12 protein-coding genes are annotated in these 15,303 nt (G+C 55.1%); 7 read left to right on the plus strand and 5 right to left on the minus strand.

Annotated features, from left to right (window positions below):
• Positions 1 to 4 precede the first annotated feature (4 nt).
• On the minus strand, positions 5 to 910 hold the full coding sequence (locus ABRP31_RS11930; RefSeq protein WP_087270418.1) for an AraC family transcriptional regulator: 906 nt from the start codon (positions 908 to 910) through the stop codon (positions 5 to 7).
• A gap of 209 nt (positions 911 to 1,119) precedes the next feature.
• On the opposite strand from ABRP31_RS11930, the gene cobF reads away from it, so the two are divergent.
• Positions 1,120 to 1,878: a precorrin-6A synthase (deacetylating) gene (cobF, locus tag ABRP31_RS11935; protein WP_349970802.1), complete on the plus strand. Its 759-nt coding sequence runs from the start codon at positions 1,120 to 1,122 to the stop codon at positions 1,876 to 1,878.
• A 152-nt stretch (positions 1,879 to 2,030) separates the two neighbouring features.
• Here cobF and ABRP31_RS11940 read toward each other — a convergent pair whose 3' ends face one another.
• Positions 2,031 to 3,242 carry a glycosyltransferase family 4 protein gene (locus ABRP31_RS11940; RefSeq protein WP_349970848.1) on the minus strand — a complete coding sequence of 404 codons (1,212 nt, stop codon included), beginning with the start codon at positions 3,240 to 3,242 and terminating at the stop codon, positions 2,031 to 2,033.
• 106 nt (positions 3,243 to 3,348) lie between these two features.
• Entirely contained in the window at positions 3,349 to 3,714 is a 366-nt protein-coding gene (locus tag ABRP31_RS11945; protein ID WP_349970803.1) for a response regulator, read from the minus strand.
• Between the two features lie 267 nt (positions 3,715 to 3,981).
• On the opposite strand from ABRP31_RS11945, the gene ABRP31_RS11950 reads away from it, so the two are divergent.
• The 5 genes from ABRP31_RS11950 to ABRP31_RS11970 all read left to right on the plus strand — a co-directional run bounded on the left by ABRP31_RS11950 (position 3,982) and on the right by ABRP31_RS11970 (position 10,622).
• A complete protein-coding gene (locus ABRP31_RS11950) occupies positions 3,982 to 7,488 on the plus strand; it encodes a response regulator (RefSeq protein WP_349970804.1) in 3,507 nt (1,168 codons plus the stop codon).
• A 49-nt stretch (positions 7,489 to 7,537) separates the two neighbouring features.
• Positions 7,538 to 8,359, plus strand: coding sequence for a protein-glutamate O-methyltransferase CheR (locus tag ABRP31_RS11955; protein WP_349970849.1), 822 nt, complete (start codon positions 7,538 to 7,540; stop codon positions 8,357 to 8,359).
• A complete protein-coding gene (locus ABRP31_RS11960; RefSeq protein ID WP_087270110.1) occupies positions 8,356 to 8,973 on the plus strand; it encodes a chemotaxis protein CheB in 618 nt (205 codons plus the stop codon). Before ABRP31_RS11955 ends, ABRP31_RS11960 begins: the two co-directional genes overlap by 4 nt.
• Positions 8,967 to 10,148: a hybrid sensor histidine kinase/response regulator gene (locus ABRP31_RS11965; protein WP_087270113.1), complete on the plus strand. Its 1,182-nt coding sequence runs from the start codon at positions 8,967 to 8,969 to the stop codon at positions 10,146 to 10,148. The genes ABRP31_RS11960 and ABRP31_RS11965 overlap by 7 nt, the downstream gene beginning before the upstream one ends.
• Before the next feature lie 96 nt (positions 10,149 to 10,244).
• Complete coding sequence (locus ABRP31_RS11970) at positions 10,245 to 10,622, plus strand: response regulator (protein WP_087270117.1); 378 nt, start codon at positions 10,245 to 10,247, stop codon at positions 10,620 to 10,622.
• A 51-nt stretch (positions 10,623 to 10,673) separates the two neighbouring features.
• On the opposite strand, the gene ABRP31_RS11975 is transcribed toward ABRP31_RS11970, so the two are convergent.
• Together ABRP31_RS11975 and ABRP31_RS11980 are read right to left on the minus strand one after the other, a co-directional pair.
• Positions 10,674 to 12,704, minus strand: a complete 2,031-nt coding sequence (locus ABRP31_RS11975) for a response regulator (protein ID WP_349970805.1) — start codon at positions 12,702 to 12,704, stop codon at positions 10,674 to 10,676.
• Entirely contained in the window at positions 12,701 to 14,185 is a 1,485-nt protein-coding gene (locus ABRP31_RS11980; RefSeq protein ID WP_349970806.1) for an ATPase domain-containing protein, read from the minus strand. The genes ABRP31_RS11975 and ABRP31_RS11980 overlap by 4 nt, the downstream gene beginning before the upstream one ends.
• A 284-nt stretch (positions 14,186 to 14,469) precedes the next feature.
• Here ABRP31_RS11980 and ABRP31_RS11985 point away from each other — a divergent pair, with 284 nt between their 5' ends.
• Entirely contained in the window at positions 14,470 to 15,282 is an 813-nt protein-coding gene (locus ABRP31_RS11985) for a crotonase/enoyl-CoA hydratase family protein (protein ID WP_349970807.1), read from the plus strand.
• Positions 15,283 to 15,303 lie beyond the last annotated feature (21 nt).

Below are 15,303 nucleotides of genomic sequence, written 5' to 3' on the forward strand. Positions count from 1 at the left end.
TGAATCAGTACAGGTTTTGCTCTGTCAGGCGCTGAACGGCCAGGCGGCGATAGTGCGATGGAGTCATGCCCTTGAGCTGTTGAAAGCGTCGATTGAAGTTCGAGATGTTATTGAAGCCCGATTCAAAGCAAACGTCCGTCACCGGTTTATCGCCGTCAGCCAGCAGCTCACAGGATTTGCTGATGCGCAGGCGATTGACGAATTCCACGTAGCAGCGGCCGGTGGCCTGCTTGAAGACTCGAGAAAAATAAGTGGGTTTCATGCCGAGATAATCGGCCACTTCTTCCAGGGGCAGTTCCCGGGCGTAGTTCGCGAAGATGTAATCCACGGCGCGGTTGGTGCGGTCTACGCTGTGCTCATCGGCCATTGGCGCTGAATTGCTGCCTGACAGCAATTGGTAGTCATCGCACCCGGCCAACAGCTCAAGGAGGATGAGGAAATGCCCGAGGCGACTGATGCCTTTTGAGTCGGCGATCTTCTGCATCAGCTTCGTCGCCTGGCGGATGGTTCGTTTGCAGCGGAACTCGATACCGTATTGAGCGCGCTCCAGCAGAGGTGCCAGGGTCTTGAGTTCGGCGAATATCTGGCTGCCGCTTTCAAACAGCTCGTCGGTGAAGTTCACCAGCATGTCCCGTTTACTGACGACTTCATCTTCCTCGATCTGGCTGATCCAGTTATGGGGCAGGTTGGGGCCTGTCAGGAATAGGCTCTCGGGATAGAAGTTGCCAATGTAGTCGCCGACAAAGACCTTGCCGGAACTGGCCACGATCAGATGCAGCTCGTATTCCTTATGGAAATGCCAGCGCACTAAAGGGCAGGGGAAGCCGTGTTCGCGGTAGATGATCGACAGTCCATTGTGGTCGTCCATCAATTCGTAAGAGGGGTCTGTGACTCTTGTTGTTTTTGTCATCATATGGCCGATGTCCAGAATGCCAGGCTGTTAATGTGCACTATCTGAGTGTGCGATAACACCCAGAGTTTCCTGTGACAACTGGCAGACTCAAACGGATACCGTATCTGTAGAAGCTGCCGAAAGCTGCGATGAGCTCCATTCTGATACATCGTGACCGCAGCATTTGGCCGCGCCTTCATAGGCCTGGCGCCTGACGGAAATCATTCATGAAAACCATCCTCCTCATCGGTATCGGTTCAGGCAACCCGGAACAGATCACCATTCAGGCCATCAATGCGCTGAACCGCGCCAAGGTGTTCTTCCTCCTGGATAAGGGCTACGCCAACGACGATTTGCTGCGGCTGAGGAAAGACATCTGTGAGCGCTATATCGCCGGTGATGATTACCGAATGCTTCAGGTCAGCGACCCCTCCCGGGAAGATGATCCTCATTCTTACCAGCAAGGTGTCGCGCGCTGGCATGAGCAGCGGGCAGCGTTGTTCCAGCGCCTGATCATTGATGAAGTGGAGGCCGGGCAGACGGCGGCTTTTCTGATCTGGGGCGAACCAACGTTGTACGACAGCACCTTGCGTGTATTCGAGTTGATTCTAGATAAGTATCCTCAACTATTTGATTATCAAGTGATTCCTGGTATCAGCAGCGTTCAGGTGCTCGCGGCGCAGCACCGCATTCCACTGAACCGTATTGGTGAATCCATCCATATCACTACTGGGCGCAGGTTGGCCCAGGAGCAAGGAACCGCGCCTGAAAATACGGTGGTGATGCTCGATGCACACTGCACGTTTGACCGATTTCTCAATCAGGGCCTGCATATCTACTGGGGCGCGTACCTGGGTACCGCCGATGAGATCCTGATTGCGGGCCCACTGGATGAGGTGTGTGATCAGATCAAGGCGGTCAGGGCTAATGCGCGTCGGGAGAAAGGCTGGATTATGGATACGTATCTGTTGCGAAATGAAATGTAGATTCTAGGTTTACGTCATAAACTACTGTTTTATTTGATAAAAAATATTGAAAATATGTTGTGGGGCCGGTTTTATCCGGGGAGAGTGTTCCCGGCGGGAGCCGGTCCCACTCCAATCCCCCTCACTGGTCCCGGAGGTGCACCTCAAAACCGTTACACCGGATTGCGATTCTTCGCCTCAATCCACTGCGCCATGTACTGGGTACTTTTGTGATGGTGGTGTCGCAGCATTGCGCCGGTAAAGTTTGCGGTTCGATGGGCCTGCAGGTTCTGGCGCAGATGCTCAATGCGGGCGATAAGGCTCGCGCAGTGCTCGTTATGCCTATAGCGCGCTTCAAGCAACGCCCAGCCAGCGCTCTGCGCTTCATGCCAACGCTCTTCGTCTTGATAGAGCCGCACAGCCTCAGCAGCAATCCGCTCAGCGCTGTTGGCGATGCTGCCGGGCCAGGGTAGGTCGCCACTCATGGCTTCCGCACCGATTGGCGTTGTGACGGTCGGCGTGCCGCACAGCATTGCGTCGACAATCTTGCCTTTGACGCCCGCGCCAAAGCGCAATGGCGCCAGGCAAATGCGCGCTTCGGACATGACCTGCAACGCATCTTCCGCCCAGTTCATGACATGAAAGCCCTGTGCCGCGTTATGCAGCGCGGTGGCCTTGGGCGGCGTGTAGGAGCCGTAAATATGCAGTTGGGCCTTGGGCAGTTGCTGGCGTATCAGCGGCCAGATGGCGTTTTTCATCCAGAGCACGGCATCCCAGTTGGGGGCGTGCCGAAAGTTACCGATGCTCAGAAAGTGCGCTCGTTCGCTAAACGGCCGTGCGGTTGCAGGGATGCTGCTGATCATCAGCGGGCACCAGTGCAGGATGGCCTCTGGCAACCGGAATTCACGGGTCAACAGCTGCATTTCCACGTCTGATGTCATCAGGCTGAGGTCGGATCGGTAAAGCGCACCAACCTCACGCTGAGCGAGATCGCTTGTGGCAATAGCGGAATAAATAGTGCGCTCTGATTTTTCAAAAAAAGCTTCTAGATCATCAGGTTGGGATGAATTACTAAGGTAGTCTTTGAGCTGCTGATGGCGTGCGTGACGCAAGCTTTGCAGGTCTGATGTTTCCAGGATGCGCAGTGCATTCGGGCAATGCTTCTCTACTCGCCAGCCAAACTGCTCTTCAATCATGAACTGATCGAAAAGCACGATATCCGGCTGTAGTTCACTGATGAAAACATCGAAGCTGCTGTTGTTCAGCTCAATGCTGACTTCATGGATACCCAGCTCTGCCAGGTCTGCTTTGTGTTCGCCCTCAGTGGCAGGGCTGGCGAAAGTGATTTGCCAGCCTTGCTCGAGAAAACACTGGATCAGCTGCATGACGTGGCCGCTGGCTGCCGAGGAGCGCGGCTCGGGCCACACATAACCAATAATCAATACATGGGTTGGCGCGTTCAAGACCGGTTGTTCCGGCAGGTACTGCGAATCATGCCTGTTCAAGAATACTTTTTACCTTGTCACGCAACTGGTCGATGGAGAACGGCTTCCCGATGCTGTGCATACCTTCCGGTACATCAATGTTTTCGGCGTAGCCGCTGGCAAAAAGAATGGGCAGGGATGGGCGCAACTCACTGGTTTTGACCGCCAGTTGGGCGCCGCTGATGCCTGGAAGGCCGTGGTCAGTCATCATCAGATCAATGACTTTCGACTCGTCTTCAAGTGTTTTCAATGCCTCTTCGCCGTCCTGGGCCTCCAGCACGTTGTATTCCAGTTCTTCAAGCACGTCGACGATGAGCATACGTACGATGGCGTCGTCTTCGACCACGAGAATGGTGCTGGTGGGGGCGGACATGTGTGAATTCCTTCAAAAGTGACATTGAGCGGGCGTACTGATGGATACGACCGTTTTATGAGTAAACAAAATAACGCGGGAAGTTCCGAATGACCAATCGATGCACTCACTCGGGTGGCGCATTGGCCATTATGTAATCGTTGTGCGACACAAGATGTGATTTTTTCCATTAAATGTCAGAAAATTCAGCCATCTGTGTCAGAAATGAGAGTCTTTTTCTAAACTTTACGGCACACTTCATGGTTTGATGATCACCAAGGATGACCCATGATCCGTCCGTCTACTGTCGATGAGCAACGTTTTCGTAAATTGCTTGGCCGCAACGTCACTCTGCCGTTGAGCGTAGGCGTGATCAGCGCGATCTTTTTCATTGGTCTGATCAGCTATCTGCTCTCGGTCATCCAGTGGGTCGAACATACCGATCGAGTGATCAACAATACGAACCGCTCATTGAAGCTTTCCATCGATATGGAAACGGGCATGCGTGGCTATTTGCTTGCGGGGGATGAGCGTTACCTCGACCCGTATGAACTGGCTAAACCGGCGCTGGCTGCTGAGCTCAAAGGGCTTGAGGTGCTGGTCAGTGACAACCCGCCTCAGGTGGATCGACTCAAACGCATCCAGGCGCTGCAGGATGACTGGCAACAGTACGCTGAGGAAATGATCAATCAGCGTCGTATTAAAGGCGAATACATCGCTCCGCTGCGAACCGGCCGAGGCAAGCGGTTGACTGACGAGGTTCGCAGCCAGTACGAGGAAGTTATTGCGATAGAGCAACAACTGCGTCTAGCGCGCAATGCTGACGTTACACGCACTACCATTCTGTGCGTTAGCCTTTACCTGATTTTTGTACTGAGCGTCAGCGGTATTCTGGCGCACATCGGTCGTAGAGATTTGCTGGCCCTGTCCAGTACCTATGGCGACAACCTGAAGCTTCAGGAAGAAAACGCCGAGCGCCTGAAGAAAGTCGCCTGGTTACGCAATGGCCAGAGCGAGCTGGCCGAGCAGGTTCTAGGGCAATTGACCCTTAATAATCTGGGCACCAATGTTCTGCAGTTTTTTGCTCAGTACCTGGGCAGCGTTGTCGCGGCAATTTACGTGCGTCAGGAGCACGGCGGGCTCAAGCGCGTGGCGTCCTATGGTTTCTCCCGTGAGCAGGAACAGCATGAACAGTCGATTTACAGCGGCGAGGGCGTAATCGGTCAAGCTGCGCAGCAAGACAAGATCATCCGTCTTGATGAGGTGCCCAGTAATTACTTCAAGGTGTCTTCGGGGTTGGGTGAAGGCGATCCGCGTAGCATTCTCGTGGTACCGACCAGCAATGACGATCAAGTCAATGGTGTCATCGAGCTGGGCTTCCTGCGTCCTCTGACCGAGCGTGATGTTGAGTTCATGGAGCTCATTGCCGAAAACGTCGGTACCTCTATCGAGGCCGCGCGTTATCGCCAGCGCTTGCAGGAAGTGCTCGCTGAAACCCAGCAGCTCAACGAAGAGCTGCAGGTTCAGCAGGAAGAGCTGCGCACCGCCAACGAAGAGCTGGAGGAGCAGTCGAGGATTCTCAAGGAGTCTCAGGCTCATCTGGAAACCCAGCAGGCCGAACTGGAGCAGACCAACGAGCAACTGGCCGACCAGGCTCAGGTTCTCTCCGAGCAGCGTGACGCGCTTGATCGCAAGAATGAGGAGCTGAATATTGCGCAGGTCGAACTTGAAGCCCGTGCCGATGAGCTGCAGCGTTCGAGCAAGTACAAATCCGAGTTCCTTGCCAACATGTCTCACGAGTTGCGCACACCGCTCAACAGCTCGTTGATCCTGGCCAAGCTGCTCGCGGAGAACCCTGCGGAGAATCTCACGTCTGAACAGGTCAAGTTCGCTGAATCTATTTATTCAGCCGGTAACGATCTGCTCAACCTGATCAACGACATTCTGGATATTTCCAAGGTCGAGGCTGGCAAGCTGGACATGCGCCCTGAAAACAGCAGCGTGTCTCGTCTGGTCGATGGGTTGCGCAACATGTTCCAGCCTTTGGCCACTGATAAGAACCTGGATTTCCACGTGGAATTGCAGCCTGGCGCGCCGACCATGCTGTACACCGATCGCCAGCGTCTGGAACAGATTCTGAAGAACCTGCTGTCGAACGCGATCAAGTTCACCGAATCCGGCGCCGTCAGTATGGTTGTCTCACGCCAGCCAGGTGCCGGCATCGTCTTTACCGTGCGCGATTCGGGGATCGGTATTGCCCCGGAACAGCAAGAGAGCATCTTCGAAGCGTTCCGGCAGGCGGATGGCACCACCAATCGACGTTATGGCGGTACCGGTCTGGGCTTGTCCATCTCCCGGGATCTGGCGGGCTTGCTGGGTGGTTCGATCACCGTCACCAGCGAGCCGGGGCAGGGCAGTATCTTCTCGTTGATCCTGCCAGAGCAGTATGTCGAGCCGGTGCAACTGGAATATGGTCAAGCTCCTGCGCCAATCGCCGCGCCTGTTGCGCCGTTGCAGGTGTTCACTCCTCAGCCGCTCGCCGCTCCCGCAGCGCCAGCCAGAGCGCCGGTGCCGACATTTGCCGATGATCGCGAGAAGCTGCCTTCGACCAAACGATGCATTCTGGTTATCGAAGATGAGGTGGCCTTCGCCAAAATCCTCTTCGACCTGGCTCATGAGTTGGGTTACCACTGCCTGGTGGCCCATGCAGCCGACGACGGCTTTAATCTGGCAGCACAATTCACGCCGGATGCGATCCTGCTGGACATGCGCCTGCCGGATCACTCGGGGCTGACGGTTCTGCAACGCCTGAAAGAGCTGGCACCGACGCGACACATTCCGGTGCACGTTATTTCGGTCGAAGACCGCCAGGAAGCGGCGATGCATATGGGCGCGGTGGGCTACGCGGTCAAGCCGACCACCCGTGAAGAACTCAAGGATGTATTCGCCAAGCTCGAATCCAAGCTGACCCAGAAGGTCAAGCGCATCCTGCTGGTAGAAGACGATGCCCTGCAGCGCGACAGCATTGCGCGGTTGATCGGTGATGACGACATTGAAATCACTGCCGTCGGTTTTGCTCAGGACGCGCTGGATCTGCTGCGCGATAACATCTATGACTGCATGATCATTGACCTGAAACTACCGGACATGCTGGGCAATGACCTGCTCAAGCGGATGTCCACCGACGAAATCTGCTCGTTCCCACCGGTTATTGTCTACACCGGCCGCAACCTGACCCGGGATGAAGAAACCGAGCTGCTGAAATATTCACGCTCTATCATCATCAAAGGCGCGCGCTCACCTGAGCGTCTCCTTGATGAAGTCACCCTGTTCCTGCACAAGGTCGAGTCGCAACTTTCTAATGAGCGCCAGAAGATGCTCAAGACCGCGCGTAGCCGTGACAAGGTCTTTGAGGGGCGCAGGATTCTGGTCGTAGACGATGACGTACGAAATATCTTTGCCCTGACCAGCGCCCTGGAGCATAAAGGCGCTGTGATTGAAGTGGCACGCAATGGCATTGAAGCGATCAGCAAGCTGAATGAAATTGAAGATATCGATCTGGTGTTGATGGATGTGATGATGCCGGAGATGGATGGCTATGAAGCGACCATTGAGATTCGTAAAGACCCGCGCTGGCGCAAACTGCCGATTATTGCCGTAACCGCCAAGGCGATGAAAGATGATCAGGAGCGCTGCCTGCAGGCCGGCTCCAATGATTATCTGGCTAAGCCTATTGATCTGGATCGGTTGTTTTCGCTTATTCGTGTCTGGTTGCCAAAAATGGAACGTATTTGAGTTGGACAAGCCCAAGTTGAGCATCCAACCCAAGGTTAAAGGTTCCGCAATGTCTCAAGACAAGAGTACGGACATCGAGATACGTCTGTTGATTGAGGCTATTTATCTCAAGTACAGCTACGATTTTCGTGATTATTCCGGCGCTTCGGTGAAGCGCCGTATTCACCACGCGCTTCGCCAGTTTGACTGCGCCACGGTTTCTGCGTTGCAGGAGCGGGTGATTCACGATCCGCAGGCTTTCATGCAGTTGCTGCAGTTCCTGACAATTCCGGTCAGCGAAATGTTTCGCGACCCATCGCACTTTCTGGCCATACGCCAGGAAGTGGTGCCGCTGCTGCGTACCTATCCATCGATCAAAATATGGATCGCGGGGTGCAGCACGGGCGAGGAGGTGTACTCGATGGCCATCCTGCTGCGCGAAGAAGGTTTGCTGGAGCGAACCATTATTTACGCCACTGACATTAACCCAAGCTCTTTGGAGAAGGCGCAGCAGGGGATTTTCTCCATGGAAAACGTTCGCGCCTATACGGACAATTACCAGAAGGCGGGTGGTCAGCGTGCTTTCTCTGATTACTACACCAGTGCCTACGACTACGCGATATTCGATAAGACGCTGCGCGAGAACGTGACGTTTGCTGATCACAGCCTGGCAACCGACAGCGTTTTTTCCGAAACGCAGATGATTTCATGCCGTAACGTATTGATTTATTTCAATAAAAAACTTCAAGATCGTGCTTTTGGTCTTTTCCATGACTCGCTGTGCCATCGCGGCTTTTTAGTCTTGGGCAGTAAAGAGACACTGGATTTCTCTGCTTATAGTGGCCAATTCGAGCCCTTGGTGAAACCGGAACGGATCTACCGCAAGTCATGAAAAGATCATTTTCTGGCGATGAAGACAGTGTGAGCTCGCTGCCGGTCGTGGATGCCATCGTGGTGGGCGCGTCTGCCGGCGGTGTCGAAGCATTGCTGAAGATTTTCGCAAGCCTGAGAGTCGGTTATCGACTGCCGATTCTTACCGTTCTGCACGTGCCTGAAAACCGCCTTAGCCAATTGGCTCCTGTATTTCAGGCAAGGTTACCGATCAAGGTCAAAGAGGCGGACGACAAGGAAGATGTAGCGCCAGGCACGTTGTATTTCGCACCACCGGGTTATCACCTGTCGGTGGAAAACGATTTCAGTCTGTCCCTGAGTCAGGAGGACCGCGTGTTCCATTCGCGACCCAGTATTGACATCCTATTTCAGTCCGCCGCGGATGCCTACGGGCCGCGTCTGGCAGGCTTTTTACTGACCGGCGCCAACAATGACGGCGCTTTTGGTCTGTCATGCATCAAGTTGTCCGGCGGCATGACGGTTGTTCAGGATCCGGATCAGGCCCAGGCGCGCACCATGCCTGAAGCGGCACTGGCGTTGCAGCATCCTGATTACCTTCTGCCTTTAAATGATATAGGCCAACTTCTGGTCGAGCTGGAACGAATTGCATGCTGAGTCATATTCAAGCCAAGCTGCTGATCGTCGACGATCTGCCGGAGAACCTTCTGGCGCTCGAAGCGTTGATCAAGCGCGAAGATCGCGAGGTGTACAAAGCATTATCCGCCGATGAGGCCTTGTCGCTGCTGCTGGAACACGAATTTGCCATGGCTATTCTGGATGTTCAGATGCCCGGCATGAACGGTTTCGAGCTTGCGGAGATGATGCGCGGCACGGATCGCACCAAGAGTATTCCAATCGTGTTTGTCAGTGCGGCGGGGCGCGAACTCAATTACGCCTTCAAGGGTTATGAAAGCGGCGCCGTAGACTTTCTGCACAAGCCTCTGGATATCCATGCGGTCAAGAGCAAGGTCAACGTGTTCGTCGACCTGTACCGCCAGCGCAAGGCGATGAAGCTGCAAGTCGAGGCTCTGGAGCAGAGCCGTCGAGAGCAGGAACAGTTGCTGGCGAAGCTGCAGGTGACCCAGAACGAGCTGGAGCATGCTGTGCGGATGCGCGATGACTTTATGTCAATCGTATCCCATGAGGTCCGAACGCCACTGAACGGGCTGATTCTGGAAACCCAGCTGCGCAAGTTGCATCTGGCCAAAGACAACGCCTCAGCGTTCACCATGGACAAGCTGAGGTCCATGGTTGATCGCGACGAGCGCCAGATACAGAGTCTGATCCGCCTCATCGAGGACATGCTCGATGTGTCGCGCATCCGCACTGGCAAGCTCTCTATCCGCACCAGTGCTTTCGACCTTGCCGAACTGGTAAGTAACTTGCTCGAAAGTTTCTCGGCGCAAATCGCGGCGGCGGAATCCAGCGTGACGTTCACGGCAGAAGAGCCGGTCATTGGCGTGTGGGATGAGTTCCGTATTGAGCAAGTGATTGCCAACCTGCTGACAAACGCGCTGCGTTACGGCGCTCGCAAGCCGATTGAAGTTCGGGTGTACGTGACGGAGGGTCAAGCCCGGGTCGAAGTTCGTGATCAAGGGATTGGCATCAGCAAGGAAAACCAGCGACGCATCTTCCAGCAATTCGAGCGGGTCGCGGCCAACCATGCCGTCCACGGCCTCGGTTTGGGACTGTTCATTTCCGACCAGATCGTCTCGGCCCATGGCGGGGAAATCGTTGTGGAAAGCGAAGAGGGCGAGGGCTCGATGTTCCGGGTCTGCCTTCCGGTTTAGGGGCGGGCGCGGTCAGCGTCAGATTTATCCGATATTTACGCAACCTACGGCAACCGCCATGGTCGTAAAGGCAGCTATTTAACCGAAGGCAGTTCCATGAGCTCTGATGCAGAAAATGTCGTCCTCATCGTCGAAGACGAGCCGCTGATCCTGATGTTGCTTGCCGATTACCTGTCGGGCGAGGGCTATCGAGTGTTGCAGGCAGAAAACGGCGAACAGGCGTTCGAAATTCTTGCGACCAAGCCCCACCTTGATTTGATGATCACTGATTACCGTCTGCCGGGAGGGATATCCGGGGTAATGATCGCCGAGCCTGCGGTTAAATTACGACCGGAACTGAAGGTTATCTTCATCAGCGGTTACCCGGCAGAAATCGTCGAGTCCGGCAGTCCCATTGCCAGGAAGGCACCGATACTTGCCAAGCCGTTCAATATGGAAACGCTGCATTCGCAGATCGAAAAGCTGTTGGCCTGAATCAACGGCTCCCCACGCCATCAGTCACTCGTTCTGATGGCGCCGTAATCCCTACTCTTCGATCATTTCCCGGACCTTTGACGTCAGATTGTCAAAAGCGAAGGGCTTGGTGATCATCTGCATGCCATCGTCGAGAAAGCCCGCCCTGACCGCTGCGTGCTCGGCATAACCGGTGATGAACAGTACTTTGAGGCCAGGCCGTAGCTGTCGGCCTATTTCGGCGAGTTGCCGGCCGTTCATTCCGGGCAGACCCACGTCACTGATCAGCAGGTCGACGCGTTGCCCGGACTCCAGAACAGGCACTGCTTCCGGGCCGGAACTGGCCTCTACGAATTTGTAACCCAGTTCGCTTAGTACTTCGCAAACCAACACTCTCACTGCGGCGTCGTCTTCAACGATCAGGACAGTCTCGCCTTCTTTGGCAAAGCTTTCCGGGCTATGAATAATCTGCTCGTCCTGAGTTTGCTGACCTTTAAAGCGTGGCAGGAAGAGCTGCACCGTCGTGCCTTTGCCCACTTCACTTTTGATCGAAACATGGCCGTGGGACTGTTTGCTGAAGCCATAGATCATCGAAAGGCCCAGTCCGGTGCCCTGCCCAATCGGTTTCGTCGTGAAGAACGGGTCGAAAGCGCGGCTGATCACATTTTCTGGCATGCCGTATCCGGTATCACTGACGCTGAGTACAACGTAGTCTCCCGGGAGCAGATTTTCGTGAGCGTTGGTGAAGGATCTGTCCAGACTCTGATTGGAAGACTCGACGATCAGCAGGCCACCGTCAGGCATGGCATCCCGGGCGTTGAGCACCAGATTAAGCAGGGCACTTTCAAGCTGGTTGGGATCGGCTTCTGCGGTCCATAGCTGCTCATGCAAGTGCAATTCAAGACGAATGCTCTCGTTGAGGCTGCGATTAAGTAATTCACCCATCGAACTGATCAGTTGATTCATCTCCACTGGCTTGGAGTCCAGTGATTGACGGCGGGAGAAGGCGAGTAGTCGATGAGTCAGAGCTGCGGCACGGTTGGCTGAGGTTACGCCAAGGTCGATCAGGCTGTTCAGGTCTTCGGTGTTACCGCGAGCCAACCGCCTTCGCAGAAGCTCCAGGCTGCCAATGATCCCGGTCAGCATGTTGTTGAAGTCGTGCGCAATGCCTCCGGTCAATTGGCCAACCGCTTCCATCTTTTGCGATTGACGCAGGACTTCTTCGTTGTGCTTGAGCTGGGAGGTTCGTTCTTCGACCTGCTGCTCAAGGGTTTCGTTGAGTCGCCGCAGTTGCGCCTCGGCCTGCTTGCGCTCGGTAATGTCCGACGTTACCCCGGCCAGTGAGCTGACTCGACCGTTCTTGGCTCGAATGGCACGGGCTCTGACGTCTACCCAGTTCAATGAACCGTCAGGCCAGACGTTACGAAATTCAATGATGAAGTCATCGCCGCTATCCAGGCTGCGCTGCAGCGCCGATTGCATGCGTGGCTGGTCTTCGGGGTAAACCGCGTCCAGCCAGTCGTCGTAGTCGAAGCGCGTTTCGTCGAAGCGTCCGTAGTGTGATCGGGAGATATCGGAGCAATCGAGTTTGAGAAACTCCGCTTCCAGCTGCCATGACCCTAAGCGTCCAGCCTTGAGTGCGGTCTGCAGGCGTAGTTCGCTTTCCGCCAGGTCTTCCATGCGCGCCCTGGCTTCGTACTGCCGTCGCCTGCCGCGTATCGCGGTGGTGACCAGGCTAACCAGGGTAGAGGGGTGAAAAGGGCGCTCTAGGAACGTGACATTACCCAGTAATTTGCCCAGATAAGCCGAAGGGCTCTGCTCCGGGCCACCGTGATGGGTAAGGAGTACCACAGGAAGGTCTGACCAGGGCGGCTGGCGGTCCAGTGTCTGCACCAGCGTCCCTATGTCTTTGCCACGCAACGCTTCATCGGCAATGATTGCCATACCGGCGCCGAGGCTCAGTTCCTCATTCAAGTCAGCAAGCGTGTGTGCAACCAGCGCGGGAAATCCTGCTTCCTGCAAAATCATTAAAGCAATCTGACTGTCCCGGCCCCTGGGGGCCAGGATGATTGCCCGCTCCGATAACAGTCCTAGGGTGCTCACTCCTCGTTATCTCCCAACAAGGGACTGTCAGAGCCTGCGTATTGAGGGATGCCGCTGAGCACGCCCTGGAAGGCTGCGAGCGGTTTGCCAATTTTCAGGCCCTGATGACTGATGCGATACTCCCTGATGGTCGATTCATGGGTGCCTGTACGTTTCTTGATGATGGAAATCGCTCGGCGGACTTCGCCCTTGGCTTCGAAATAGCGCAACAACATGACGGTGTCGGCCAGATAAGTAATGTCGACGGGAGCGCGCATGTCGCCCACCAGACCATGCTGGGCAACGGTCATGAAGGTCGCTGCTCCCTGGCGATTGAGGTAGAGCAGCAACTCGTGCATGTGCAGAACCAATGCATTTTCTTCAGGCATGGCAGCCTGATAGCCGTTGATGCTGTCGATGACCACGGTCTTGATCTGCTGTTGGTCAACACTGGCTCGTACCCGGTGAGCAAACTCGCCCGGAGACAATTCAGCGGCGTCGACTTGCTCAATCAGCAGGTTGCCGCTTTTCTGCAGCGCCTGGAGATCAATCCCGACTTTGCGCATGCGATTGAACAGCAGGCCCAACTCTTCATCGAAGATGAACAGCGCAACACGTTCGCCGCGAGCGACCGCTGCCGCTGCGAATACCAGCGAGATCAGCGATTTACCAGTACCCGCGGGGCCTAGAATCAACGTGCTGGAGCCACCATCAATCCCGCCGCCCAGCAGCGCATCAAGCTCAGTCAGGCCACTTGATAACACTCCGCGCTCATAATGCTTGCGGTGTTCCGCAGCGACCAGGCGAGGAAACACGTGGATGCCGTCAGCCATGATGGTGAAGTCATGAAAGCCACCGCGATATTTCTGCCCGCGGTACTTCACAACCCGTAGGCGACGTCGTTCTGCGCCGTAGTTCGGGTTCAATTCTTCAAGCCGGATAACGCCGTGCGCTACGCTGTGCACGGTTTTGTCCAGCGCCTCAGTGGTGAGGTCGTCCAGCAGCAATACGGTCGCGTCATAACGCGAAAAGTAATGCTTGATGGAAAGTATCTGTCGTCGGTAGCGCAGGGAGCTTTGCGCCAGCAAGCGGATTTCCGAAAGGCTGTCGATAACGACCCGAGTAGGTTTCACTCGTTCGACAACTTCGAAGATCTGACGCGTTGCTTCGCCTAACTCCAGATCCGAGGAATACAACAAACTTTGATGATTATTAGCGTCGAGCAAGCTTTCTGGAGGCGTCAGCTCGAAGATTACGATGTTCTCGTCCAGATCCCAGCCATGTGATGCTGCGCCATCGCGCAGTTCTATGTCGGTTTCCGACAGCGTGATATACAGGCATCGTTCGCCCTCAAGGGCACCTGCACGCAGAAATTGCAGGGCTACAGTCGTTTTACCTGTGCCCGGTTCGCCTTCGAGGAGAAACACATGCCGACGGGAAAGACCGCCCGCCAGAATGTCATCGAGGCCCACAATACCGGTTGCTGCTTTTGATGTAGTCAAGAATCGCCCTCTTGCGACCTTAGGGGTGTGGCATAGCCTTGAAATCGGCCGCTGCGCTGTCAATGCCTATGACGCAGCTCACTATCACTTACACACTACTGGACCGCCCAGTACGTTGAGCGTTCAGACTTTCGTACCGTGCAGCCCGCTTTCAGCCTGCTTTTTGGGGGGGCGATCCGGGAAATGGCACAACCGCAGCCTTATCGCGTAAAGCCCAGCCTTGATATAGTCTTTGGCTGAATTCGGTCGTGGCTAGAACAAGAAAAATCAAGAGAGGAACCTCCGTGTCTGACTATCAATCCTTCGTTGTAGAGCTCAATAATCACATCGCCCACGTGCAGATCAATCGACCGGAAAAGGTCAACGCCATGGACGCTGCATTCTGGTCTGAAATCATTGATATTTTCCAGTGGATTGATGAGACAGATGAAGTACGTGTCGTGGTGCTGAGCGGGGCGGGCAAGCACTTTTCTTCGGGTATCGATCTGACGCTGCTGGCTTCGGTCGCCAATGAGCTGGGCAAGGATGCAGGTCGTAATGCCCGCACATTGCGCCGCAAGATCCAGCAGTTGCAAGCGTCGTTCACTGCGGTCGATAAGTGCCGTAAACCGGTTCTTGCAGCCGTTCAAGGCTATTGTCTCGGCGGGGCCATCGATCTGGTGTCAGCCTGCGACATGCGTTATTGCGCCGAAGATGCAAAGTTTGCGATTCGTGAAATCGACATGGGCATGGCCGCCGATGTCGGCACACTGCAACGCCTGCCTCGCATCATCGGTGACGGCATCATGCGTGAACTGGCTTATACCGGGCGCACGGTCGAAGCGGGAGAAGCCCGCGAGATTGGCCTGGTCAATCGTGTGTTTGCCGACAGTGCCAGTCTGCTGGAAGGCGTGCTGGCCATTGCTGGCGAAATCGCTGCCAAGTCGCCCATTGCCATTGCGGGCACCAAGGAAATGATCAGCTACATGCGTGATCACCGCGTTGATGACGGGCTGGAACACGTTGCCATCTGGAACGCCGCCATGCTGCAATCAGCGGACCTGAAAGCGGCCATGGTTGCACAGATGAGCAAGCACAAGCCCGTTTTTGAAAACTAGAGCAAGCACCAGATCAACTGG

The organism is Pseudomonas caspiana (assembly GCF_040224095.2).
Classification (GTDB): domain Bacteria; phylum Pseudomonadota; class Gammaproteobacteria; order Pseudomonadales; family Pseudomonadaceae; genus Aquipseudomonas; species Aquipseudomonas caspiana.